This window comes from Paenibacillus sp. sgz302164 (assembly GCF_056120505.1).
Window position 1 is genome coordinate 25,236 of the sequence record NZ_JBVYOL010000034.1, and the last position, 26,729, is coordinate 51,964.

At 53.2% G+C, this 26,729-nt stretch carries 15 protein-coding genes; 8 read left to right on the forward strand and 7 right to left on the reverse strand.

Features of this window, described 5'->3' with window-relative positions; genetic code table 11:
• Positions 1-67: 67 nt before the first annotated feature.
• The gene (locus AC0LWT_RS34320) at positions 68-1,408 is read right to left on the reverse strand and encodes a TrkH family potassium uptake protein (RefSeq protein WP_474686073.1); all 1,341 of its coding nucleotides are present in this window, start codon (positions 1,406-1,408) and stop codon (positions 68-70) included.
• Between the two features lie 270 nt (positions 1,409-1,678).
• Here AC0LWT_RS34320 and AC0LWT_RS34325 point away from each other — a divergent pair, with 270 nt between their 5' ends.
• Positions 1,679-9,352: an immunoglobulin-like domain-containing protein gene (locus tag AC0LWT_RS34325; RefSeq protein WP_474686075.1), complete on the forward strand. Its 7,674-nt coding sequence runs from the start codon at positions 1,679-1,681 to the stop codon at positions 9,350-9,352.
• 162 nt (positions 9,353-9,514) lie between these two features.
• On the opposite strand, the gene AC0LWT_RS34330 is transcribed toward AC0LWT_RS34325, so the two are convergent.
• Positions 9,515-11,797 (reverse strand): helix-turn-helix domain-containing protein, encoded by a 2,283-nt coding sequence (locus AC0LWT_RS34330; protein ID WP_474686077.1) that lies wholly within the window; start codon positions 11,795-11,797, stop codon positions 9,515-9,517.
• 274 nt (positions 11,798-12,071) lie between these two features.
• On the opposite strand from AC0LWT_RS34330, the gene AC0LWT_RS34335 reads away from it, so the two are divergent.
• The 4 genes from AC0LWT_RS34335 to AC0LWT_RS34350 all read left to right on the forward strand — a co-directional run bounded on the left by AC0LWT_RS34335 (position 12,072) and on the right by AC0LWT_RS34350 (position 18,020).
• Positions 12,072-12,995, forward strand: a complete 924-nt coding sequence (locus AC0LWT_RS34335) for an ABC transporter permease (protein WP_474686079.1) — start codon at positions 12,072-12,074, stop codon at positions 12,993-12,995.
• 12 nt (positions 12,996-13,007) lie between these two features.
• The gene (locus AC0LWT_RS34340; RefSeq protein ID WP_474686081.1) at positions 13,008-13,898 is read left to right on the forward strand and encodes a carbohydrate ABC transporter permease; all 891 of its coding nucleotides are present in this window, start codon (positions 13,008-13,010) and stop codon (positions 13,896-13,898) included.
• A gap of 63 nt (positions 13,899-13,961) precedes the next feature.
• Positions 13,962-15,539 carry an extracellular solute-binding protein gene (locus tag AC0LWT_RS34345; RefSeq protein WP_474686083.1) on the forward strand — a complete coding sequence of 526 codons (1,578 nt, stop codon included), beginning with the start codon at positions 13,962-13,964 and terminating at the stop codon, positions 15,537-15,539.
• A gap of 159 nt (positions 15,540-15,698) precedes the next feature.
• Positions 15,699-18,020: a bifunctional diguanylate cyclase/phosphodiesterase gene (locus tag AC0LWT_RS34350; RefSeq protein WP_474686086.1), complete on the forward strand. Its 2,322-nt coding sequence runs from the start codon at positions 15,699-15,701 to the stop codon at positions 18,018-18,020.
• Positions 18,021-19,156: 1,136 nt separating this feature from the next.
• Here the strand turns inward: AC0LWT_RS34350 and AC0LWT_RS34355 are convergent.
• The 3 genes from AC0LWT_RS34355 to AC0LWT_RS34365 form a co-directional block, all read right to left on the reverse strand.
• A complete protein-coding gene (locus AC0LWT_RS34355) occupies positions 19,157-19,975 on the reverse strand; it encodes an ADP-ribosylglycohydrolase family protein (RefSeq protein WP_474686088.1) in 819 nt (272 codons plus the stop codon).
• A 509-nt stretch (positions 19,976-20,484) separates the two neighbouring features.
• Positions 20,485-21,291 carry a histidinol-phosphatase gene (locus AC0LWT_RS34360; protein ID WP_474686090.1) on the reverse strand — a complete coding sequence of 269 codons (807 nt, stop codon included), beginning with the start codon at positions 21,289-21,291 and terminating at the stop codon, positions 20,485-20,487.
• Positions 21,292-21,320: 29 nt separating this feature from the next.
• Positions 21,321-22,223, reverse strand: coding sequence for a LysR family transcriptional regulator (locus AC0LWT_RS34365; RefSeq protein ID WP_474686092.1), 903 nt, complete (start codon positions 22,221-22,223; stop codon positions 21,321-21,323).
• A gap of 369 nt (positions 22,224-22,592) precedes the next feature.
• Between AC0LWT_RS34365 and AC0LWT_RS34370 the strand changes: the two genes are divergently transcribed.
• The 3 genes from AC0LWT_RS34370 to AC0LWT_RS34380 all read left to right on the forward strand — a co-directional run bounded on the left by AC0LWT_RS34370 (position 22,593) and on the right by AC0LWT_RS34380 (position 25,321).
• Complete coding sequence (locus tag AC0LWT_RS34370; RefSeq protein WP_474686094.1) at positions 22,593-24,116, forward strand: MDR family MFS transporter; 1,524 nt, start codon at positions 22,593-22,595, stop codon at positions 24,114-24,116.
• A gap of 12 nt (positions 24,117-24,128) precedes the next feature.
• Positions 24,129-24,707 carry a PadR family transcriptional regulator gene (locus AC0LWT_RS34375; RefSeq protein ID WP_474686095.1) on the forward strand — a complete coding sequence of 193 codons (579 nt, stop codon included), beginning with the start codon at positions 24,129-24,131 and terminating at the stop codon, positions 24,705-24,707.
• Positions 24,708-24,922: 215 nt separating this feature from the next.
• Positions 24,923-25,321, forward strand: a complete 399-nt coding sequence (locus AC0LWT_RS34380; RefSeq protein WP_474686097.1) for a hypothetical protein — start codon at positions 24,923-24,925, stop codon at positions 25,319-25,321.
• A 432-nt stretch (positions 25,322-25,753) separates the two neighbouring features.
• Here AC0LWT_RS34380 and AC0LWT_RS34385 read toward each other — a convergent pair whose 3' ends face one another.
• Positions 25,754-25,933 (reverse strand): hypothetical protein, encoded by a 180-nt coding sequence (locus AC0LWT_RS34385; protein WP_474686099.1) that lies wholly within the window; start codon positions 25,931-25,933, stop codon positions 25,754-25,756.
• Positions 25,927-26,721: a TIGR01457 family HAD-type hydrolase gene (locus tag AC0LWT_RS34390; protein WP_474686101.1), complete on the reverse strand. Its 795-nt coding sequence runs from the start codon at positions 26,719-26,721 to the stop codon at positions 25,927-25,929. Before AC0LWT_RS34390 ends, AC0LWT_RS34385 begins: the two co-directional genes overlap by 7 nt.
• Between the last annotated feature and the right edge of the window lie 8 nt (positions 26,722-26,729).

The window sequence follows — 26,729 nt, forward strand, 5'->3', positions numbered from 1 at the left end:
AAAGAAACAGGCCGATTGCTGCAATCGAGCCTGTTTTTTATTTAAGCAGCGCCGCCGGAAGCGGGCGTCAGCCGATCGTAATTTTGCCTTCCGGGTAGCGGTACAGCTCTTTTTTCGTTTTGGGGGTCAAGGTGTAGGCCAGCGTGACAGGTCCGAGACGGCCGATAAACATCAGCGCCATGATCAGTATTTTGCCGAAAGTGGTGAGTTTGGGCGTTAAGCCCAGCGACATGCCTGCCGTGCCGTAGGCGGACGTCACCTCGAACAAAATGCCGAGGAAAGGAAAGCTTTCGGTCGTTGACAGCACCATGGAAGCGACGACGATCACGATAAACGAAAGCAGGGCGAACGTAATGGCTTTATAGATGCGGTCTTTGGCCATGCGGTGCCGGAACAGGACGATATCCTCTTTGCCGCGGATCATAGCGATCAGTGCGCCTATAAGAATGGCGAAAGTGGTTACTTTAATGCCTCCGCCTGAAGATCCGGGAGCTGCGCCGATGAACATCATAATGATGACAAAAAATTGCGTCGCCTGCCTGAACATGCTAATGTCGACGGTACTCATCCCGGCGGAGCGGGCGGTCACCGACTGGAACAGCGCGCCGAATATTTTGCCTGTTGCCGATAACGGATTCAGCGTCAGCGGGTTCGTATATTCGAATACGAAAATGACAACCGTTCCGATGGCGATCAATCCGCCCGAGACGGACAGCACGACTTTGCTGTGCAGGGTGAGTTTCTTTGTGCTGCGGTAGCTCAAAAGATCGCCGATAACGATAAATCCGACCCCGCCGAGCACAATCAGGACGATTGACACGATATTTATATAAGGATCGTCTACATAATACATCAAACTGCCGGGTCTGTCCGGCATGCCGCTGAACAAGTCGAACCCCGCATTGTTGAAAATGGAAATGCTGTGAAAAACGCCGTAATATACGGCCTGGCCCGGCGGCATTTCAAAGAGCCAGCGGATCGACAGCAGGACGGCACCCGACAATTCGATGACCAGAGCGTATACAATCACTTTGCGTATGAGCCGGACGATTCCTTCCGTGGAACCGTGGTTCATCGCTTCCTGCAAAATGAGGCGCTCCTGAAAGGAAATCCGCCTGCGGAAGACGAGGGCGATCAAAGTGGCTACCGTCATAAATCCGATCCCGCCGATTTGCACAAGAACGATGATCACCGCTTGACCGAAAATGGAGTAGTGTTCCCCGATATTGACAAGGGAAAGTCCTGTCACGCAAGTGGCCGATGTCGCCAAAAACAATGCGTCGATATAAGCGGTGCTTGTCCCGTCCGCGGAGGCGATGGGCAAAGACAAAAGCAGGGAGCCGATACAAATAATAGTTAAAAAACCGATGGCTAATACTTGCGGCGGATTCAGCCGGATTCGAAACATGAAGTCTACCTCGCTTGAATGAATTGCGTATTTTAAACATCCAACATGCGATCTATTCTAGTATCCCGGGATTGGATTGTAAAGAAAAAAAGCGGTTTTCACAACATCTTCAAACGAGCGTCCTGCGAAAAAGTTCATAAAAGTTAAAAATGTGCACAAGGCAAATCTTCGAAAATAGCATAAACATGTCCCGAAATTCAGTTTCCTTGGCCGTACGCGCTCTGAAATAATCGGAATTGTACGTGAATATGAAGGAAATGGGGGTAACACATGCAAAAAAGAAAGAACAGATTCTTGTCTATGCTCGTCATCATTGCGCTGGTCGCGGGCTTGTTTCCGTTTGTACCGGCCGTGAACGTATCGGCTGCGGCTGCGGATCCTAATTTGAAGCTGTGGTACAAATTCGACGAGACGAGCGGGACGACGGCCGCGGATTCATCCGGCAACGGCAACGACGGCACGCTCAGCGCAGGCGCGGCATTTACAGGAACGGGCGCCGTGCAATTGAACGGCTCGACCGGCAGCGTGCAGATGCCTAACAATCTGCTCGCCGGAGTAACGGACGTAACGGTTGCGACGAACGTCTGGGTCGATTCCGCCAATGCCAGACCTTCGTGGATTTTCAGCTTCGGCAGTGCGGCGGATGCCGGTTCCGCAAGCGGCACGAAGTATTTGGGCCTCCTGCCCGCCGACAACGGCAGCGGCAACGGAAGCTTCCGCTTCGCCATTACGACGAACCGCTGGACAGCCGAGCAGGGCGCGGGCCGGAGCGGCAATCCTTTGGCCAAGGGCGTATGGAAAAACATCGCCGTCACGATGGCCAAAAACAGTTCGGACGCTTATTATACGGGGATTTTGTATGAGGACGGCGTCGAAATTGCCAGGAACGCGATGATGACGACTACGCCCAAAGATTTGGGCAATACGGCGTACAATTTTATCGGCAAGCCGGCTTACTCCGGAGACAAATGGTTCAAAGGACAAATCGGCGATTTTCGCCTCTATACCCGCGCTTTGAGTGCGACGGAAATCCGGGGCGTCATGATTGAAAATGTAAGCGACAGCCAGGGCGTGCAGATGGCCAAACAGGTTTTGGATTTGGGCGATCTGTCGGCCGTTAAGGCCAATATCGCGCTTCCGGTTGCGATCGATGGCGGGGTTGCCGTTTCTTGGAGCTCCGACCGGCCGGATATCATCGGGAACGACGGTACTGTGCACAGATCTCCGGACGGGGACACTACCGTGCATTTGACGGCCACGATCAGCAAGGGAAGCGCGAGCGACACCAAGACTTTTACGGCAACCGTCCTGCAATTGAAAACGATCGTTTCACTGGATTCCATTTCGTATGCGCTTCCATTCGTCAATGCGACGCACACTACGGTGCTTACGGCTTCCTACCCGGACGGCACGACGGAAGACGTTACTGCCAAAGCGGCGATCGTCTCTTCCGATCCGACAGTCGCGACAGTCGATGCAGCGGGGGTCGTCAAAGGAATCCAACCGGGGACGGCCACGATTACGCTGACGTATCTTGGAAGCGATTACCAGGTTAGCGTGAAAGTGGTACAGGAACCTAATTTGAAGCTTTGGTACAAAATGGATGAGACAAGCGGCACGACAGCTGCGGATTCGTCCGGCAACGGCAACAACGGCACGCTCAGTGCAGGCGCGTCTTGGACGGCCGGCAAAGGAACCTTGGGCGCCGTTTCTTTGAACGGGTCGTCGGGGTCCGTGCAAATGCCGAACAACCTGCTCGCTGGAGTTACCAATGTAACCGTCTCAACGAACGTATTCGTAGACCCGGCCAATGCCCGGCCTTCATGGATTTTCAGCTTTGCAAACGTTGCCGACGCCGGTTCTGCAAGCGGTACCAAGTATTTGGGACTTATTCCCGCGGATAACGGCAGCGGCAACGGAAGCTTCCGTTTCAGCATCACGACAGACCGCTGGTCCGCGGAACAAAGCGCATCGCGCAGCGGGGTGCCGCTGGGCACAGGCGTCTGGAAACATATTGCGCTCACAATGTCCAAAAATAGCTCGGACGCGTTTTACACGGGAATTTTGTACGAGGATGGAACGGAAATCGCCAGAAATACGACGATGACGACTACCTCCAAAGATTTGGGCAATACGCTTTATAACTTTATCGGCCGACCCGCTTATTCCGGAGACAAATGGTTTAAAGGAAAAGTTTCCGATTTCCGTCTGTACGACAGGGTGCTTAGTCCGGCGGAAATTAAAGGGATTGCCGCAGAACTGGCGTATCAGGACGTTCTGACGGATCAAGCCCAACTGACGCTGGGCGATACCGGCGCGGTCAAGGCGAAGCTTACGCTGCCTGAGTCGGGCGCGAACGGCACGGCGATTACGTGGAAATCGGACGACGAGTCGACGGTTAACAGCCAAAGCGGAGCCGTCGTTCGCCCGGTACATGGCGCCGGAGACCGCACGGTTACGTTGACGGCCACCTTGGAGAAAGCAGGCTTGAAAGAAACGAAAACGTTCTCAGTCAAAGTGCTGGAGCAGGCCAGCGATGCCGATTCGGTCGCATGGGACGCGGCTGCCCTGACGCTGGGCGGCGATATCGCTGCGCTCAAGCACGATCTAGCGCTGCCGACGGTCGGGGTGGAGGTTTCCGCAATCTCTTGGGCTGCGAGCGATAGCTCGGTCATCAATCCCGCCACAGGCAAGGTGCGCCGCCCGGCCAAAGGATCGCCGAGCGCGATCGTCACGCTGACGGCAACGCTGACCAAAGGCAGCGAGCATGCGCAGAAGACGTTTACCGTGACTGTGCCGGCGCAAGAAGCTTATGCGGGCTTCCTGCTTTCGTATTTTAAAGCGGCCGACGAGTCGCTGTATCAGGCGTACAGCCGCGACGGCCTGCATTGGACGGCTCTGAACAAGGGCAAAAGCGTGCTCAAAGCCGATGTCGGCAACAAGTCCGTCCGCGATCCGGACATTATTCGCGGCCAGGACGGCGTATACCATTTCCTGTCCACGGATTCATGGACGAGCAAGAATTTGCTGATCTACGATTCGACGGATCTTGTTCATTGGACGAACGGCCGGACGGTGCCTTTTGCGCCGGGCAACAGCACGGATGCATGGGCGCCGGAAGCGTATTACGACCCTGCCCACAACAACTACGTGGTGATCTGGTCGTCCAAAGTCCCGGGGAATCCGGTATCCGGCGAGCACAGAGTTTATTACAGAACGACGACTGATTTTGTCAATTTTTCAGCTCCCAAGTTGTTTGCCGATCCGGGCCACGATCAAATCGATTCGACGGTAATCGAAGATAACGGCATTTACTACACGTATTACAAGGATGAAAGAGCGAACGATCCCGCGGCGGCGCCAAGCGGCAAAGGGATCAAGATGGCCGTATCGACGACCGGGCTGACCGGAGCTTATGATACGGCAAGCTATCCGAACGCGGTTATTCCTCCGCAGGTGGAGGGTCCTTCCGTCATCAAATCGCCGACATCCGGCAAATGGTATATGTACGTGGACGGATTCAACAACGGAACATATACCGGATACAGCGCCACCGATTTGGCATCGGGGAACTGGACGCTTATGAATGACGCCGATTATCAGCTTCCGACAGGCGTGCGTCACGGCAATATAATGGAAATCACGGAAGAGGAGATTCAAAAGCTTCTCGCCGGTTATGCGACCTTGACGGACATTCCGGCCATCGATCTGACCATCGACGTCGGAGATCCCTTGAATTTGCCGGCGGCCGTGGACGCCACGTTCAGCGACGGAACGGTCAGCCGCGTCAATGTGACCTGGGACGCCGTCGATCCGAGCCTGTACCAGACGGCCGGAAGCTTTGAAGTAGCGGGCAAAGTGGCGGATTCGGCCCTCAAGGCGAAAGCCAGAGTGACGGTAGGCGCTCCTGTCATCAAGCGTCCGGCCGGAGCCAGCGTTGCCGCGAACGCGTCGGACTCGATGAGCCTTGTGTGGAATGCCGTTCCGGGAGCAACCGGCTATAACATCTACCGGTCGTCCCAGCTTTACGGGACGTATACACGCGTGAATGCGTCGCCGGTAGCGGCAAACGCTTTTACGGACACAGGCTTGAGCGCAAGCACCACGTATTATTATGCGGTGTCCGCGGTAAGCGCGGCAGGCGAGTCGGCCAAATCCGACAGCACCGTCGCCAGAACAGGGTCTGCTTCGATCGACAGCGGCACATTCTGGTATGACAACAACGGCAATAAAATCCAGGCCCATGGCGGCGGCATCATCAAAGTGGGCGACACGTATTACTGGTTCGGCGAAGACAAGTCTACGGACCAGGCGCATTTTTACAACATCAAAGTTTACGCGTCCAAAGATTTGAAAAGCTGGACGTTCAGGAACAACGTGCTTACGACGACGTCCAAAGACCGGAACGGCAATCCGGCTGCGGATCTCGCAAACAGCAACATCGAGCGGCCCAAAGTGATTTATAACGAGGCTGCTCGTAAATACGTGCTGTGGATGCACTATGAAAATGCGACGGATTACGGCTTGGCCCGGGTGGCCGTAGCTACCTCCGACACGGTCGACGGGGATTACACGTACATCGCCAGCTTCAGGCCGAATCCCGCCGATCCGGATCACACGGCGCCTTCGGTCGGCAACGATTCGCGGGATATGACCGTATTCAAGGACGATGACGGTTCGGCATACCTGATCTCATCGTCGAGCGTGAATGCCGATATGATTTTGTACCAGCTTACGGACGATTATTTAGGCATTAAAAAGCAGATAGGCAAAATATATACGGGCCCTTACCGGGAAGCCCCGGCCATCGTGAAAAAAGACGGCATCTATTACCTGATCACGTCAGGAGCAAGCGGCTGGTATCCGAATCAGGCGATGTATTCGACCACGACGAACATTCAGGATATCGCTTCCTGGACGCCGCTCGCGAACTTGGGCAATTCCTCCGCTTTTTATTCGCAATCGTCGTATATTGTGACGGTCGAAGGAAGCGAGAAAACGTCGTACTTGTTGTACTCGGACAGGTGGGTCCCTTCCAAATTAGGCGATTCCACGTATATTTGGCTGCCGCTGACCTTGAACGGCACCAGTGCGTCCATGGATTATTATGACAGCTTCCTGCTGGACGCGGCGGCGGGCACGATCACGATTCCGCCGTCGAATCCGCTCATTTCGCAAGGGAAGCCGGCAACGGCAAAATCGGCAGCCTCAGGCTATCCGGCGACGAATGCGAATGACGGCAGCTACGGCACAAGCTGGGTATCTTCCGGCAACTATAACTGGCCGCAATGGTGGCGGGTTGACCTTGGCGCCAATTACGACCTGAGCAATATTCAAATATCGTGGTTCATGGTGAAGGGCTCGGAAGCCTATTACAAGTACAAAATCGAAACGAGCACCGACGATGTCAACTACACGGTCGCGCTCGACAGAACGAACAATACGACCTACGGATTTACGTCCGACAAACTTACGGGCAAAGCCAGGTACGTCAGAGTCAATATGGTCGATGCCGTACTGTGGAACAACCCGAACAACAACTGGTATACGCCGCAATTGGCGGAAGTCAAAGTGTTCGGCACGCTGGACGCCAAGCCGTCAGGACTTGCGGCGGGAACAGTGACTTCGTCATCGGCACAGCTTGGCTGGGATGCGCTTCCCGAAGCGTCGGGCTACAACGTATACCGATCCGCGACTGCGGACGGAACGTACGTGTTGACGAACGCTTCGCCGGTGCAGGGGAACTCCTACACGGACGCCGCTCTGAAGCCTGCGACGACTTACTACTATAAAGTGGCCGCTATTGTCGATGGTGCGGAGACCGGCAAATCGGATGCCGTTTCCGTAACTACCGAAGCTATGGCCGGACCATCCGCACCGACTGGCCTCAGTGCATCGGCGTTCGGCACGAGCGCGATCCAGCTGTCGTGGAACGCTGTAGCAGGCTCGGATGCGTCGGTAACGTACAACGTGTACCGTTCGATGGCTGCAGACGGCGTCTATGTAAAAATCAATGCGTCGGCGCTGCCGGCGAACTCTTATCTCGACACCGGCCTGAGCGCAGGGACGACGTATTACTACAAGGTGACGGCTGTGGGCGTCGCCGGGGAATCTCCTTTGTCGGCCGCTGCCGGAGCAACGACTGAAGCTGTAGTCGTGCCGGGAGCGCCAGCAGCCCCGACAGGCCTGAGCGCGACAGCGTTTGGCACAAGTGCGATCCAGCTGTCGTGGAACGCTGCGGCAGGCTCGGATGCGACGGTGACGTACAACGTGTACCGTTCCGCGACAGCCGACGGTGTCTACGTGAAAGTCAACGCAGTTGCGCTGCCCGCGAATTCTTATCTCGACACGGGCCTGAGCGCAGGGACGGCGTACTTCTACAAGGTGACGGCTGTGAACAGCGCCGGGGAATCGGCATTGTCGGCCCTTGCCGGAGCAACGACCGATGCTATAGTCCTGCCGGGAGCGCCGCCGGCCCCGACAGGCCTGAGCGCGACAGCGTTTGGCACGAGCGCGATCCAATTGTCTTGGAACGCTGTGGCAGGCTCGGATGCGACGGTGACGTACAACGTGTACCGTTCCGCGACTGCTGACGGTATTTATTTCAAAGTCAACGCGGTTGCGTTGGCCGCGAACTCTTATCTTGACACGGGCTTGAGCGCAGGGACGGCGTATTATTACAAGGTGACGGCGGTCAATGCATATGGGGAGTCGCTTGTATCGGAGCGCGCTTTGGCTGTGACACAAAGCAGCGGCGACAATGGCGGCAGCGATAGCGGAAGCAGCAATGGAACCGGCAGCGCAAATAGTCAAGGCGGCGATCCAAAAGCGGATCAACCAGGCACCGTAACCGTATCACCTGATCAGCTGCATCCGGGAACAAACGGCAAAGTCAAAGTCGAAGTGCCCGCTCAAACTTTCGAAGTGAAGCTGCCAGCGAATACCGCGGACCTGCTGACCGGGAACAAGTTGGAGGTAAAAACGGATGGGCTGTCATTGTCCGTGCCGTCCGAACTGTTCAAGCAGCTGACAGGCATGGCTGCCGCTGAGGATAGCCGGAACAGCAGCATTTCGCTGAAATTCAAAACCTTGCCGGCGCAGGACATTCAACATGCGATAACCAAAGGCCAAACGGCCGGACAGCAGCAAATAAAGCTTGCCGGCGAAGTCCACGAGCTTAGCTTGGTCCTTACATTGGCAGACGGCAAAACAGTGAATTTGACGAAATTCAATCAGCCGATTACCGTCCGCTTCAAAGTGAGTGCGTCCGCAGATCCGAAATTGACCGGCATTTATTACATTGCGGATGACGGAAGCATGGAATATATCGGCGGAACGTACGATAACGGCGAGATGGTTGCGGAGATTCACCATTTCAGCAAATATGTGCTGCTGGAAGTGAACAAGACGTTTACCGATGTACCCGGTACGCATTGGGCCAGCAAGGTGATCAAAGAGCTGGCGGCAAAACAAATCGTAGGCGGCACCGGACCCGCCGTGTTCGAACCTGAACGCAGCGTGAACCGCGCCGAGTTTACCGCACTTTTGGTGCGGGCGATGAAGCTGACCGGAGCCGGAGCCGTATCATTCGCCGACGTGCCGGGCAATGCCTGGTACGGGCAGGACCTTGCGGCCGCGGTAAAAGCAGGCGTTGTCAACGGCAAGAGCAGCGAGCTTTTCGCACCGGACGCTTCGATTACCCGCGAGGAAATGGTCGCGATGATGCTGCGGGCTTACAACGCCGTTCACGGTGAGGCTGCCGCAGGCCAGGCCGGCGCTTCGTTTGCGGATGAATCGAACATTTCATCCTGGGCTGCACCGTATGTGCATACGGCTGCGGCGATGCATCTGATTCAAGGCCGCGAGTCGGGCCAATTCGACCCGCAGGGAATCGCCACCCGGGCGGAAGCGGCGCAAGTTATCTACAACCTGCTGAATCCGTGAGATAAACCTTTATCGAGGTCTTTCGAAGATGAGCGACCGCGGTTAGAGGTAGGTTTATTCGCCAATAAGAATGCTGTTCTACGCGCTTTAGCGCTGTAAGAACTTAAACATTCTTATGTGGTAAAAAAAGTTGGACCGCCCTTCAAGGGCGGTCCAACTTTTTTACGTTCCGTCTTCCGACGATATCCCGGCGGATTGCGTGTGCTGCCGGCGGAAATCGTTCGGCGTGATGCCGTTGTACTTTTTGAACTTTCTGTAAAAGTACGAATCGCTCGTAAATCCGGTCTTTTCCGCGATTTCCGCCACCGAGAGGGAACTGTGCATGAGCAGTTCTTTCGACTTGTTCATCCGCACGTCCTGGATGACATCCGTAAGCGCTACCAGCGTATGCTGTTTATACAGCCTGCTGATGTAAATAGGCGACATATCAAGCTCGTCGGCTATGGAGTTCAGGGACAGGTTCTGATTGGCGTAATCTCTCTCGATGATGTCGTTCATTTTTTTAATCAATTCCACATGCTTCGTGCTTCTTTTTTCATCCAGCTTTTTGTGCAGCTGCTCGAACAAGCGGTAAAACTGCGCGTTGATTTCCTCGATCGTTTCCACTTGATTCAGCGAAGCGATCGTCGTATCGAGATAGAGCGGAATTGACATTGCGTTGTTTTTATTGATCGTATTAAGCACGTTATTAACGGTCAGCGTTAAATGCGATATGGCCAACTGCACGACGGAGTAAGGAAATTCGGCGGTTTCGCGCACGATTTCCGCGTAAATGGCTTCAGCTTCGGCGGAATCCCCGGTCATCAGGCTGTCGACCAGCTGTTTTTCCTTTTGCACGGGGAATTTGTATTCTTTGGACCGGTAGCCCATAACTTCCTCCGAACGGATGATGCAGCCGCGGCCTCTGAACAGCCTGTGGTACGAAGCTTCCAGCAGTTGTTTGTAAAGAAGGATGCACTGGCCGGCATTATCCTGCAACGGGCCGATCGTGATGGAAACTGACAGCTTGAGATAGGCGGCAATGGACGTTTGCATTTTGTGCAGCATATCAGTGAAAGCGTCTTGATCCCAGACGAAGTCGGAGTTCTGCGCGGAGAGCAGCAGCAGAATGTGATCGTCTCCCATGTCGATCCCTTCGGCTTCAAAGTAAGCGGAAACTCCAATTTCCGAACATATGTTCATCACCGCATACCGCAGCAGCTTGAACTGATCCTGAAATTTATCGGTATTGTCGGCAAAATGATCGATCTTCACCATAATCAGCAAAGACGGGTGCCCGATGTTGACTTTTGACCCGAAATAACGCAATTTTTCCTGCAGCGCGACGGGATGGTACACTTCTCTGCCCATAATAATATTTCTCAGGAAATCTTGCCGCAATATTTGTAAATTGTCGCGTTTCTCGATTTCCAGCGTTTTCAATTTGCGGATGACTTTATCGATCGGATCGAACAGTCTGCGCGATGTGAAAATAGAAATCAACAGGCCGGCAAGCAGAATCGTTGCGCTGATGTAGATCGTTTTCGTCCTCATGCTCGTAATTTCTTGCGTGATGACCGAATACGGGGTCGTGCGAACGTACCGCCAGCCTAGCGAATCCGGCGCCGTGTAGGTAATGAGCGATTTGACGCCGTCAATGGTGTCGACAACATATCCCGGTGACGATGCGTCGGCTGTAATTTTCGCAATGTAGCTTTTATCCGCATAGCTGGTCAATATCGGGTTGTCGCCATCCGTGGACAGCAGCACGCCGTCTTTGTTAATGATGAACTCTTTGCTGGAGCGGTTGTTCGCCACGCTTTTCAAATATTTATTGAAAAAAGATTCCGAAATGTTAACGATAACGGCGGAATTGAGCGTTTTGTTAATGTTGATGGCGTCGTAGCACAAATAGGAATAAATGCCGACCTTCGGAGCTCCCGGCAGCCCGTTTACTCCCGGATTATACGCCCTGGGTATCGGCAGAAAAGGCGTGTAATCCTGAAAATGGTCCAAAATTTCCACCATGCTTTGATCGCCCAACTGCGATTTGGTTTGGGTTCCGCTCTGAAAATTGTTGGAGCTTACGTAGAAAAGTTCCGATTTGCCGTTATACACGTAGATCGAATCGATGAAAGGCATGGCCAGACGGTAATTGTTCAACTGTTCCATAGCGCTGGTTACATCGTAAATATCAGGCTTGTCATAAAAGAGCAGCTTGGAAACAACGAAATCCCGGTAAATTTGAAACGATAGGGAGGTAGCAGTTTCCGTCACTTTTAAAATTTCCTGACTGGTCTGCATCAGGCTGTTCGAGTCGGATTCATACACCTGCTTGAGCGCGATATTATCGAAATTAACATAAAGAATCGTTGAGGATACAAGCAAGGTAACGACGATGCACAAAATGATGCTGATTAAAATATTGCGGTACACGTTCTTGTTGTCTTGCGTACGCTCTCTCATGTAACCACCCCCCTTACTCGTAGAAAAGTATATCGTACCTATTTTGCTCTTGCAATGGAAATCGGATGGGCCGAAGGGCGGGAATGGCGCCAAAAAGCTGAAAAATCCATGAATGTTTAAAATGTGCATACCCGGAAAAGCCGCCAAATCTGCAAATAATTCATGTTTGGTCGCATATATTCAGTTTCGCTGACGGATTTGTTCCGTATATAATTCGAACATGACCCGCAGATATCGACGCAATTAAATTTTCTTAGTAGGGAGGCTTTTCAGCATGGTGCGAAAGAATGGGTTCTTGTACGAGCTAAACAAAAACAAAATTTTGTTTCTCATGATAGCGCCAACGTTATTGTTTTTCTTCATCAATTCATATGTGCCGATGGTGGGTATTTACTTCGCCTTTACCCGGTTCGATTTCAACGGGGGGCTGTTCGGAAGTCCGTTTGTCGGGCTGGATAATTTCAAATTTCTTTGGAATTCGGGAGCGCTGTGGACACTGACGAGAAATACGGTCGCTTACAATCTTGCTTTCATTGTGTTTGTGAACGTAGCCGCGATTTTCTGTTCCATTATGTTAAGCGAGATGAGAGGCAAGTGGTTTAAGAAAATAACGCAATCCGTCATGTTTTTGCCTTACTTCATTTCGTTCGTATTATTGAATGCGATCGCTTATAACATGTTCAACTACGATACGGGCTTTGTGAATACGACGCTCAAGGGGCTCGGCTCCAATCCGGTCGATATTTACAATACGCCTGTCGCATGGATCTTCTTGCTGGTCGCCTTTTACGTATGGAAAAACTTGGGTTACACGATGGTCATTTATCTCGCTTCTATTACGGGGATCAGCGACGAATACTATGAAGCCGCGAAAATCGACGGCGCGAACATCTTCCAGAGAATCTGGTACATTACGCTGCCGATGCTGAAGCCGACCTTCATTATTTTGCTTCTGTTCGCTTTGGGCAGCATTATGAAAGGCCAGTTCGACCTGTTCTATCAGCTCATCGGTAACAACGGGATTTTGTACAATACGACGGACATTCTGGATACTTACGTATTCCGCTCGCTTAAAGTGACGTTCGACATCGGCATGGCGACTTCGGCCGGATTGTTCCAATCCTTGTTCGGATTTGTTTTGATCATGACGGTAAACTACTTCATTAAAAAATCGAACGAAGAATACGCGCTTTTCTAGGAGGTGGCCGCATTGAAAATCAAGACTATTGATTCTACGTTGTTCAATATCATCGCATATTTGATTATTATCGGCCTTTCGATCATCTGTATCTTTCCGTTTCTTCTGCTGCTGTCGGGGTCGTTCACAGATAACGAATCGATTGTCCGTGACGGCTATCATTTGATCCCGAAGGTGTACTCGCTGGCAGCGTATGATGCCGTACTGACGTTTCCGCAAAAAATATTGAAGGCTTACGGGGTAACGATCTTCGTTACGGTCGTCGGAACAACGCTAGGACTGTTCATGATGACGATGGCCGGATACGTGCTGCAGAGAAAAGATTTCAAATACCGCAACCAGCTGTCCTTCTACATCTATTTTACAACGCTGTTTGGCGGAGGGCTTGTGCCTTGGTACATTATGATAACCAAATATTTGCAGCTGACCGATAGTTTCGCGGCGCTCATCTTCCCGGGGTTGATGACGCCATTTCTGATCATATTAATGAGAAGCTTCATTAAATCGGCGGTTCCCGACGAGCTTACGGAGTCATCGAAGATCGACGGAGCCAACGATTTTACGATCTATTACCGCGTGGTGCTGCCGCTGGCGATGCCAGGTATCGCGACAGTAGGCTTGTTCCTGGCATTGCAATATTGGAACGGCTGGTTCTCGACTTCCCTGTTCATCAACGACCCGAATAAATATGAGCTGCAGTATTTCCTGTACGACATCATTAATACCGCTTCAGCCGTTTCGCAGCTGGGCACAAGCACCGGGGTGTCGTTCGGGCAGGAAATTCCTACGGAATCCACCAAGCTCGCCATGGCGATGATTGTTACCGGTCCGATCCTCTTTTTGTATCCGTTCGTGCAAAGGTTTTTCGTCAAAGGATTAACGATTGGCGCTGTCAAAGGTTAGAACTGAACCGGATTCGATCCGTCAGCTAACATATATCATTCATAATAAAAAGGGAGGATTTGCATGAAAAGCAAAACAAAAAAAATGTACAGCGCATCGCTGGCGCTGGCACTTGCAGGCTCCGTCGTTGCCGGCTGCAGCAGCTCTACCGCACCCGCAGCCAGCCCGGCGGCAGGAGGTCAGGCATCGCCTGCGTCTTCCGCAGCCGCGGGGTCGACAGGACTGGATACTTCGAAGAAAGTCGAATTGCAGTTTTATATGTTAGGCCCTGCTCCTAAGGATCTTCCGGTTATCGAAGAAGAAATCAACAAAATGGCGCTCAAGGACTTGAACGCGACTGTCAAATTTAATTTCACGACGTGGACCGACTGGGATCAAAAATACAAGCTGCTCCTGTCATCCGGCCAGCCGATCGACCTGATTTTCACAGCCGAATGGACACAGTATCAAGCCTATGCGAAAAAAGGAGCGTTCCTGCCGCTGGACGACCTGCTTCCTAAAGCAGCTCCCAAATTGAACAGCTTCGTGCCGAAAGATATGTGGGATGCCGTTAAAATCGACGGAAAAATTTACACCGTTCCCGCCACATACAAAGAGTACGTGACAACAGGCTTTATATGGCGCGAAGATCTCCGTGCGAAATTTAATTTGCCGAAGCCGGACTCGCTGGCCAACTTTGAAGCTTACCTGGACGGCATCAAGAAAAACGTGCCGGACATTACGCCTCTGGCGGCAAACAGCGACGTGAGGCAGAACCTGTCCGATTTGTACAAAAACTTGACGATCGATCCGATCGGAGCGGTTCCTTACGGTCTTCAAATTCCTTATAAAAACCCTACGGAAGTCACTTCTTACTGGGGTTCGCCTGAACACTTGAAAGAGCTGCAAACTTACAAAAGATGGCAAGACAACGGTTACATGACGAAAAACGTCCTGAACGTGAAGGATTCGATGACAGACCTGATCACCAACGGCAAGGCCGCAGCCAACTTGGGCGACAATCCGAGCCGTTATAACGATCAGAAGATTAAAATCGCTGCCGCCCATCCGGATTGGCAAATCGAATACTACCCGGCTCCTCTGATCAAAGGACATGCAGAGCCGGTGCATCCGATCCACAACGGTTTTGCGATTCCGAAAAGCAGCAAAAATCCGGAGAGAGCGCTTGCTTTCTACGAAAAATTGGTTACTGATAAATCGTACAATCTGTTGACGCAGTATGGTATTGAAAACAAGAACTACAAGGTCGAAAACGGTTACTACACGATGATCGGCGATGCGAACAGCAACGGCTTCCCAAGAGAAGGCATGCAAAGCTGGGCTTGGAGAAATCCGGAGTACATGTTGTTTGACAAAGGCTACGACGGCGTTAAAAAGATTTTCCAAGAGTTGGACAAAATCCAGTCTCCTGACAAGTTTACCGGCTTTGCCGAAGACTACACCAGCTATCAGGCGGAGAAAGCCGCTTTGGAGCAAGTTGAGAAGCAATACCTGTATCCTTTGGAAGCGGGCCTTGTAGCGGATGTAGAAGGCGGACTCAAAACATTTATGGAAAAAGCGAAAGCGGCCGGCTTGGATAAAATCCAGGCGGAATACAAAAAACAATGGCTGGAATACGTGAAAAACCAAGGAATTAAATAGTTCGGAACGCTTAGGGGCGCGCAGCCGATTGTCATCCTGTATGACAGTTGCTTGCGCGCCTCTGTCATTTTTTTCTGCATAAGTCTACAAAAAACAAAGGAATTTGACACCGCTGAATGGAAATAGTACATCAGAACTAAGATGCAGGGGTAAGCAGTGATGAAAAGATTTCATTTTTTTGCGGTCATTCTCATATTCGTCGTTTTAATTTTTTGTATCGAAAATGTGCTTAAAGACTACCAGTCTTCTTTGATGCACGAATTGCAAATTTCCGAGCAGTCGCAGTTGAACACCCGGGCCAATGCGCTGAAGTCGGCTATAGACCGGAATGTGAACTTGATGGGGGCGCTGGAGGCTTACGTCAAATCGGGCTATTTGCAAAATAGGAACGATAGCGAGGTACAATATTTTTTATCTTCCCTTTACGGCGAGGTGAAAAGCTCGGCCCTAAATTTAATTATCGCCCCGGATGGAATTGCCAGGTATGTGTATCCTGTGAGCGGAAATGAAAGTTTTGTTAATTGGAATTTGCTGAAAGATCCGCGCGAGAACGTCCAGATGCAAATCAAGCGGGCTCTGCAAACGAAAAAAATGACGCTGGACGGACCGTTCAAGCTTGTACAGGGAAATAACGGTCTGATTGCGCGGGAAGCGATCTTTCGGGACGGAGTTTTTTGGGGACTGGTGTCCGTTGGCCTGGACGTGGACAACATGCTGCAGGAAGCTGGAATCGGCGGCGGGAAAAACGGAGATATGGAAATAGCTATTCGCAGCAACGGATTTCTTGCGTTTTATGGCGACGACCAAATTTTTCAGAAGCAGCCGATGGTTGCGACAATCGTGTTTTCCGACAATGTATGGGAGCTTGGAGCGCTGCCTCAGGCAAGCGGCACGCATCGCATCGCCGAACAAATTACGCTCATTCGCGCCGCTTATTTGAGCATTTTGCTGATGGGCTTGCTGTTCTATTTATACATTGCGAGGCAGCGCAGCAAGCTCAGCGGCATGGTAGAGGTGCGTACGCAGGAGCTGCGGCATGCCAATGAAAATTTGACGGCCGTGAACGAGGAATTGCTGGCCGGGGAGCAGGAGCTTCAGCAGTACACCAGCCTGCTTCAGGAATCCGAGCAGCAGCTGACGTATTTGGCTTATCATGACGTGCTGACGGGCCTCTCGAACAGAACGTATTTTCAGTCGATCCTGAAGGAAATGATCGAACGCGCCGAAAAGGATGATGCCTCGGTCAGCATCCTGTTTTTCGATCTCGACAACTTTAAAATCGTAAATGACTCCCACGGCCATCTTACGGGGGATGTGCTTCTGCAGCAATTGGTAAACCGCATTTTAAAAGAAGAGCTGCCCTATCGCTCATTCGCACGGTTCGGCGGTGACGAGTTCGCGATGCTGTTTTCCGAGCCGTATCAGGAGCAGGAGCTGCAGCGTCTTAGCGAGCATCTGCTGGAATTGCTCAAAGCGCCTTTTCACATATCCGACAAAATGTTCTTCGTCAATACGAGCATCGGCATCGCGCAATATCCGAGTGGCGGCACGACGAGCGAAGAGCTGCTGAAAAACGCCGACAGCGCCATGTATATGGCAAAAAAAGAGAGCGGAAGCACCTACCGGTTTTTCAACAGGCAGATGGAAACGAACTCACTGTTCAAGCTGGAGATGGGAAACCATCTGCGGGAGGCGATGGAACGGGGGGAGCTGGAAGTCGTCTACCAGCCGCAAGTGGACTGCCTGAAAGGGGAAATCAGCGGAGTGGAAGCGCTGCTCCGCTGGAACCATACGACCAAAGGCGGCATATCTCCGGCGCAATTTATTCCGCTGGCCGAAGAGACCGGCCTGATCGTGCCTATCGGCGAATGGGTGCTGCGGGAAGCTTGCGCGCAAATGAAAGCATGGCACCGGATATTCGAGCGGCCGCTATCGATTTCGGTCAACCTGTCGGTGCGTCAGCTGCATGACGACAAGCTGGTCGATAAAGTGCGCCGGATTTTACGGGAAACGGGCCTGGATGCGCAGTATTTGGAAATGGAAATTACCGAAAATGTGGCCATGCAGGACGAACAGCTTGACGTGCTGCGCGAGCTGCGCAATTTGGGCGTAGCTATCTCGGTCGACGATTTTGGGACGCAGTACTCGTCGCTCAGCTACTTGAAGCGGTTTCCGGTGACCAAAATCAAGCTGGATCAATCATTTGTCCGCGGCGTTCATTCGGACAACAAAGACCAGGCGATGATCAGGGCGATCATCTCCGTCGCCAGATCTTTCGAACTGGAAATTATCGCCGAAGGCGTAGAAACCGAAGAGCAAGCAAGTTTCCTTGTAGCCAGCGGCTGCAGCCAGATTCAAGGGTACTACTTTTTCCGCCCCATGAAGGCGGAGCAGGCCGTGCAAGTGCTGCAGGACAGCTTGCAGGCCAAGCTGTCCTTCCTCGAAGCGCCCGCCGCCAGGCCGGACGGGCCGCAAGAGTAAAAACCGTCCGTAAGTGCGGACGGTTTTTTTGGCCGGCGGCTGCACGCGCGCCGCAGCCGAGGGCGGAGCCGCAGCATGCGAGCAGCCGGCGCGACCGAGGGCGGAGCTGTAGCATGCGAGCAGCCGCCGCAGCTGAGGGCGGAGCTGCAGCATGCGAGCTGCCGCCGCGGCTGAAGGCGGAGCTGCAGCATGCGAGCAGCCGCCGCGGCTGAAGGCGGAGCTGCAGCATGCGAGCAGCCGCCGCGGCTGAAGGCGGAGCTGCAGCATGCGAGCAGCCGCCGCGGCTGAAGGCGGAGCTGCAGCATGCGAGCAGCCGCCGCGGCTGAAGGCGGAGCTGCAGCATGCGAGCAGCCGCCGCGGCTGAAGGCGGAGCTGCAGCATGCGAGCAGCCGCCGCGGCTGAAGGCGGAGCTGCAGCATGCGAGCAGCCGCCGCGGCTGAAGGCGCAGCTGCAGCATGCGAGCAGCCGCCGCGACCGAGGGCGGAGCTGCAGCATGCGAGCAGCCGCCGCGGCTGAAGGCGCAGCTGCTCTGCACGCTTGCTGGGCGGCAAACCCGCCCGGCCGCTTCGCAAGCGCCGCGGGACAGCACCGCGCGCAAAAACCTGCAAAAGTACATCTTTTTGCACCTAAAACCGCTTGCCGGGAAAAATTCCTGCAAATTTGCAGTTTTTTTCGCCCAAATTCAAGCTCAACCCCACCAAGAGCGGAAATTCCTGCACAAATGCAGGCTTTTCCTTCAAACGAACCGTTTCCGGCGCAAAAGCCTGCACTTTTGCAGTTTTGCGGGCACCCGGCCGCTTCGCAAGCGCGCCCGCGGGACGGCATCATGCGCAAAAACCTGCAAAAGTACATCTTTTTGCACCTAAAAGCGCTTGCCGAGAATAATTCCTGCAAATCTGCAGTTTTTTTCGCCCAAATTCAATCTCAACCCCACCAAGAGAGGAAATTCCTGCACAAATGCAGGCTTTTCCTCCAAACGAACCGTTTCCGGTGCAAAAGCCTGCACTTTTGCAGTTTTGCGGGCACCCGGCCGCCTCGCAAGCGTCTACGCTAGTGCCGTCTTGAAATCTTTTCTCCCCAACTATACGCGATAAAAATCACTAGCTGCTACCGAAGAGGCGAAGCCTGTACTCCTGCTATACCGGAATGTTGTACTTGTCATGGAACTGTCCGATTATTTGTCTTAGTTTGAGATCGAGTTTAAGCATTACTTCCGATATCATATCATGCGGTATTTTCTTGTAGTAGGCATGCGCAATGCCGCCGGTAATGCACGCTATCGTGTCGCTGTCCCCGCCGATGGATATAGCTTTTCTGATCGCATCTTCAAAGTCGACCGATTCCAAAAAAGCAATTATCGCTTGCGGGACAGAGCCCTGACAGCTTGGATCAAAAGAGTAGTGAGGCCGGATGTCGTCCAGCTTTTGTTCCAAATTGTATTTGAATCTACGTTGGATGAACGATTGAATTTCACTTTTCGATTTGTTGTTTTTCGCCAAAAATACGGCACAGGCCGCTGCTTGAGCGCCAATGATACCGTGTCTGTGATTGTGGGTTACAATGGCTGAGCGCCTGGACTCGATCAATGCTTCTTCCAGCGTGCTCGAAGCAAATCCAATCGGACTCACCCTCATTGCCGACCCGTTTCCATAGCCTCCGTACGGTTTGGAACGGTTGCTTGCAGACCACTCTTCAAACTTTTGACCATACCCGACATGAGGATACCATCTTGCGTACTGCCGCAGTTTATTTGCATACAGCTTTTTGCTTGCCCAATAATCTACAAGCTCAACTGGATGCTTTTTCCTGCTAAGGACAGCGTCGGCTATGGCTACTGTTAAAACAGTATCATCGGTAAATCTCGTAAACCTGTCATATAGTTTAAAGTCCGTAGTTTTGGTGTTATGCCATTCAAAAACAGATCCAATTACATCTCCGATGACCGCACCTAACATAACTCACCTCAACCAAAGTCCAACTCAATCCACCACGGCACATACTTGGAAATGGACAAGCCCGTCTTCATCTAAAACAGCCAAGCAACCTGAACTTGCATTACCGGATTAGGGCTGCCCCAAATGGGGGGGAATGCCGCCATGCAGCGCAGCAACGCAAGCGCGGGATTCGCACGCTTTTGGAGCCAGCCTCGCGCCCGCAGGGCCGGCCACCCAGCTTGCTGCGGAACCGCCGCTTGCCGAGATACCTCCACGCCCCTGGCCGCGTCGACCCTGCTTGCTAAGGTACCGCTAGGCCCCTGCCGCAGTGCCGTCCGGCTTGCCGCGCCCGGGCCGCCCCGCCGCACGCCGCACGCCGCATGCCGCGTAACCGCCCCGCGGGATGCGGCAAATAGCAATCGCCCTCTACCTGGCCCAAAAGACCACAATAGAGGGCGATTTTCGCCTGCGAAGCGCGAGGCAGGCTTTTGCCAGAGGTAAGCCTTTGCCATCCATGCTTTCGCAAATGGCTACAACTGAACGACCTGCTTCTGCTGCTCTTTAAAATATACCCAATGTTTAAAGCCGATTTCCTTCAGCTTGGCTTGCACGAGCTCCCACTCATCGCCGACGCGGCTCGGGATGTGGGCATCGGAGCCGAACGTTACTTCGACGCCGTAATGGAGCGCACGTTCGAGGATTTCGTCGGACGGGTACCAGCCGCCTACGTCTTTGGTTTTGCCTGACGTGTTGATCTCAATCGCAACGCCGCATTCGCCGATCACTTGCAGCGTTTCATTGACTTTAGGCGTCGCAATGTCGGAAAAAGCGGGATAGAATCCCTTCATCGCATCGATATGTCCGAGAATGTGGAACATTCCGGCGCGGGCGGATTCCTGAATGAGGCGGTAGTATTCCTCTTTGTGCTCGATTTTCTTCTGTTCGTTCAATCCTTTCCAGCGGTTGCGGTTGAAGATGCTCACCCCGCCGGACAAATGCACGGATCCGATAATGTAATCGAACGGATATTTCGCATATTCCTTCTTGTACGTTTCGGCATGTTCGGAAAAGAAGTCCGATTCCACGCCGAGCAGGACATCGATTCGTCCGGCATATTCCTGTTTCAGCTGCAGCACTTCCTCGATATAGCGGGGGAATTCGCTTTTGGCCATAGCGATTTGCGGCTGTGCATGATCTTCCGGACTGCCGAAATAGGGAGAATGGTCGGAAATTCCAATCACCGACAAACCTCCTGCGATAGCCGCTTCAATATAATCCCGAATTTCACCCTGCGCATGACCGCAGCGATCGTGGTGCGTATGTAGATCAAATTTCATGGGGCTCCCCCTCCTCATAAGCGTAATCCTTATTCCGAGCCGAGAAACTGCGTTTCCGGCATGCCTTTCAAATCCCGTAAAAACTGCTGCATGGCAGAGCTTAAATAACGACCTGATTTATATACTACACCTACGGGGTGCGTAATATCCAGTTCATTGACCTTGAGCATTTTCAATGTGCCGTGGCGAAGCTCGTCGGTGACCGAAAGCTTGGAGATGATCGCGACGCCGAGGTTCAATTCGACCATTCGTTTCACTTCCTCGCTGCTGGACAGCTCCATTACAATATGGGGAGAAACGTCGTACGATTTGAAAACCTGATCGACAAACCGGCGTCCGGCCGTTTCCGGCGAAAGCATGATAAACGGAATGTTGCGCAGCTTTTCGATCGATAAATGAGAGAAACGGCTGAGCGGGTGCTGGGAAGAAACGATCAGTTCGAACGTGTCATAGTAAAGCACGGACGTCTCCAAAGACTGATTTTTTTCAAACAAATAAGTGATCCCGATATCAATCTGACCATTTTCCACGCTGTTCATAATTTGCGAAGAAGTCGTGGAATGAATCGTCGTTTTGATGAGCGGAAACTGATCTTGGAAGTAAGACAGCACCCGGGGAAGAATTTGCATGGCGATCGAAGTCGTTGTGCCGATATGAATATGGCCTTGAGGGGTCTGGTTGAGGTCGGCCAAGCGCTGCTTCAGGTCGCCTGCGATCCGCAATATTTTTTCGGCGTGTTCAAGGAACAGTTTGCCGCTGTCGGTCAAGGTTACAGGCTGGTTGCGATCGATCAACACGGTGCCAAATTCATCTTCAAGGCTTTTGATCTGTGCGGATACGGCAGGTTGCGTCAAGTTAAGAATTTCTCCGGCTTTCCGAAAGCTCATCGTTTTGGAGATAGTGAGCAGCGTTTCCAACTGGTTCATATTCATGCGCACACCTCCTTCTTCATGTTAGGATACAAATAAAATTTATCGAAATTGTAAAGGGAATAAAAACCTTTTCTAACCTCATTATAAGTCATGAGCGATGTGTCGGCAATGCTTCTGTATGGGATAGGGGAATATTGGGAAATGGGACAATGCTAAGAGGGGGTAATTTTCATTGCAAAATACTCAAATTTGAATATAATAATTTATGTATAGAATGACGTACATGAGATAAACCTCTACCGAGGTCTTTTCGAAGATGAGCGACCGCGTTCAGAGGTAGGTTTATTCGCCAATAAGAATGCTGTTCTACGCGCTTTAGCGCTGTAAAGAACTTAATCATTCTTATGTGGTAAAGAAGGAGCTGTAAGCATGTCAGAACGCAAGTCGAATACTACCTGGGTCGTCGTGGGGCTGCTGCTGGGACTGTTGTTGGCTTCCCTCGACCAGACGATCGTTTCAACGGCCATGCCTACCATCGTTTCGAAGCTGGGCGGCTTCGAGCAATTCGTATGGGTATTTTCAGCCTATTTGATCGCCAACGTAGCAGCCATGCCGATCTTTGGCAAATTGTCCGATATGTACGGGCGCAAATTGTTTTTCCTCATCGGAATCGTCGTGTTTATGATCGGCTCCGCGCTTTGTGGAACTTCCGCTTCGATGACTCAATTGATCGTATATCGCGCCATTCAGGGAATCGGCGGCGGGGCGCTGATGCCGATCGCGTTTGCGATTATTTTCGATATTTTTCCGCCCGAGAAGCGCGGGAAAATGCAGGGGCTGTTCGGAGCCGTATTCGGCATCTCCAGCGTGCTGGGGCCTGTCATAGGCGCTTATTTTACGGACTATGTGACGTGGCAGTGGATCTTTTATATCAATTTGCCGCTTGGCGTTATTTCGCTGCTGCTCATTATTTTCTCGTACCACGAGTCGGTGGAACACAGCAAGCCGAAAATCGATTGGGGCGGCACTATTTTGCTGACCGCGGCCATACTTTCGCTGATGTTCGCTCTGGAACTCGGCGGCAAAGAATACGCTTGGGGCTCCTGGCAAATCGTAAGCCTTTTTGCAGGCTTTGCCGTTTTACTATTACTGTTTATCGCGGTGGAAAAAGCCGCTTCGGAGCCGATTGTGCCGCTCGATTTGTTTAAAAACCGGCTGTTCACCTCCAGTATGGGAGCCAGCTTTGCTTACGGGGCTATTCTGATCTCCGCAGGCACTTATATTCCGATTTTCATCCAAGGCGTCTTTGAAGGCTCGGCTACAAGCTCAGGCTCCGTATTGACGCCGATGATGCTGGGAGTTGTCGCCAGCAGCGCCTTGGGCGGCCGCTTTATCGGCAACTTTTCATACCGCAACGTCCTGCTGGTTTCCATCGCCGTAGTCATCGTCGCCACGTCGCTTTTGGGCGGGATTTCCATCGAATCCAAGCGCTGGACGCTGACGATTTATATGGTGCTGCTCGGACTTGGGCTGGGCGCCAATTTTCCGGTCATATCGATGTCCGCTCTGCACAAAATCGACTTCCGCCGCCGGGGCTCCGTCACATCGCTGGTCGGTTTTTTCCGCTCGGTCGGTTCGGCCATCGGGGTAGCGGTGTTCGGAAGCGTGCAGGTGAATTCGCTAACGGAAAAAATCAAGGCAGCCGTGCCGAATCCGGCCATGGCCGATCAATTCCACGATGCCAGAGCGCTGCTGCAGCCGCAGGTGAGATCGCAAATTCCTCCGGACGTTTTGCACAAATTGCTTGCCGCGCTTGCCGATTCTATCGCGACCGTGTTCCAAATTACGATCATTTTGGCTGTGCTCGGGCTTATTTTTATTTTGCTAATGGGCAGCGCCAAACTTGAAGTGGGCAAAGCTCCGGTTAAAGGCAGCGTGCCTTCCGGCCACTAGGAGGTGATTGCCATGTCGATAAAGCTTGTCATTCTCGGTTTGCTGATGGAGAAGGACCGCCACCCTTACGAAATCAGGCAGACGATGAAAGAAAGAGGCATGAACAATTATATGAAGCTGCAGGACGGATCGCTGTACTATGCCATCGACCAGCTCAAGAAGGACAGGCATGTCGAGGCTCTGAAAGTAGTGCGGGATACGAATCGTCCCGAAAAGACGATCTACCGGATCACCGAGTCGGGGAAAAGTTTTTTTCAAAAGCTGCTGCTGGAGCAGTTCCACGAGGAGATTCGTTTCGACCATCCGCTGTATATCGCTCTGCCTTTTTCCGTCTATGGCAATCAGGATAAAATCGCCGAAATTTTGGAGTACAAAATATTGGATCAAAAAGCGCTCATGCTGAAGATGAAAAGCTTGTATGAGGAGCACATTTCCATCGTTCCGCGCGTCGTACTGCATATGATGATTGGCGGCTACAGTCGGGCCCAGACCGAGCTGAAATGGCTGCAGCGGCTGCAGGCCGACGCGAAGGCAGGCCGCTTGCAGGAAATAGGAAGCCCGCTGAATATAGAGTGGGAAACGATCGATTGAACGGGCCCAAACTGGGCCGTCCTAACTTAAAGAAAGGACCTCATTCTCCACTTGGCAGTGGAATTTGAGGTCCTTTCGTGTTCCCGTACCCCCGCGCAGCTTCCAGTATGCGTTGCTGCACTGCATGACGGCGGTCGGCCGACCACTGTGCGAACGCGCTTGGATCAGCGCTGGCAGAGCCTGCGCAGCCATTCGCCAAGCGGGCTGGCAGATGGATGGCAACCCGCAAAAAGCAGCTTGCCGGTCCGCAAAACCTGCTCCGACAGATGGCGGCCATGCAAAAAGTAGCTCGCCGGTTCGCAAACCCCGCCCTGGCAGAAGGCAACCTGCAAAAAGCAGCATGCCCGTCTGCAACCCCTGCCTTGACAGATGGCAACCCTGCAAAAAGCAGCATGCCGGTCTGCCAAACCTTGCCCCGGCAGATGGCAACCCTGCAAAAAGTAGCATGCCGGTCTGCAACCCCTGCCCTGGCAGAAGGCAACCCGCAAAAAGCAGCATGCCGGTCTGCAAACCCCTGCCCTGGCAGAAGGCAACCCGCAAAAAGCAGCATGCCGGTCTGCAAACCCCTGCCCTGGCAGAAGGCAACCCGCAAAAAGCAGCATACCGGTCCATAAAACCTGCAAAAGTGCAGTTTTTTGCTCGTTGATTCGCTGGTAACGAGATATTCCTGCAAAAGTGCAGGTTTTTCAGCTCAAACATGAGCTTAGGCTCATTTTAATGGAAAATTCCTGCACAATCGCAGGCTTTTCCGCCAAACAAACTGCTTCCCGCAAAAAAGCCTGCACTTTTGCAGGTTTTCAGCTCGCCATGCCGCTTTAAGATGGCTGGCCCCCAATTAGGGCGCCCCACTGAGAGCTGCCCTAACAACAGAGCATCGTGTCTTTCCCGGACAGTCTGACTTCTGCAAGCAGCGTTGCTGTCAATGCGCCGGCTCCAGCCAGCGAGCCGTTCGGCCGTTCCCCGCACCGCGCAGGGAGCGGCCGAACGCTGTCTCGCCGGGCGCGCCCGGGCCTGCAATGACCGCGCGGGAAGCCCCGGTGCGCGATTCAATCGCGTGCTATCGCGGAGCTTCCGCCGGATGGTCCCGCAGCAAAATCTGCCTCCGCACTGCCGGCGATAACGCTCAGCGCGAAGGCGCGCAGATCTTCGCAGACGAGGTCCGGCGTGACGCCCGCCAGCGCCAGCTGCTCCTGCACGTTGCCGGCGTTGGCGACGCCGGTCAGCACGAGAGCCGTGCGGCATCCGGCCACCGCNCGAAGGCGCGCAGATCTTCGCAGACGAGGTCCGGCGTGACGCCCGCCAGCGCCAGCTGCTCCTGCACGTTGCCGGCGTTGGCGACGCCGGTCAGCACGAGAGCCGTGCGGCATCCGGCCACCGCTCCGCCACGGATGTCGGTCGCCGCATTGTCGCCGATGACCCACACGTCGCCTGCCGGCAGCCCCAACCGCGCGATGGCGTACGCCATAATGATCGGCGAAGGCTTGCCGATCACGGTCGGCTCCGCGCCGGACGCGGTGCGAATCGCCGCCGCCAGCGAGCCGGCGCCGGGCATCAACCCTCCGTCCGACGGCAGCAGGTGGTCGGGATTGGTCAATACGTACGCCGCGCCTCTGCTCAGGTGGCGTACCGCTTCCGTCAGCTTCGCGTAGCTGAAGCTGCGGTCAATGCCCTGGACGACGTAGTCCGGCGTCTCCGCGTCCAGGATGAAGCCGGCCGCCTCCAGGGCTGTGCGCAGCCCGGTTTCGCCGATCATATGGACGCGCCGCCCGGCCCGGCGCTCCGCCATATACTGCGCCGCCGCCTGCGAGGACGTGTAGACGGCTTCCGCCGGCACTTCGATGCCGAACTCCCGCAAATGGTCGGCCACCTGCTGCGGCGTGCGGGAGGAATTGTTCGTGACTAGCAAATAAGGCAGTCCTTTGCTTTGAAGCAGCCCGATAAAAGCTTGAGCATGAGGAATCGGCTCATGCCCCCGGTATAAAGTTCCGTCCAAATCGATCAAAAATCCGTTCATGCTGCAAA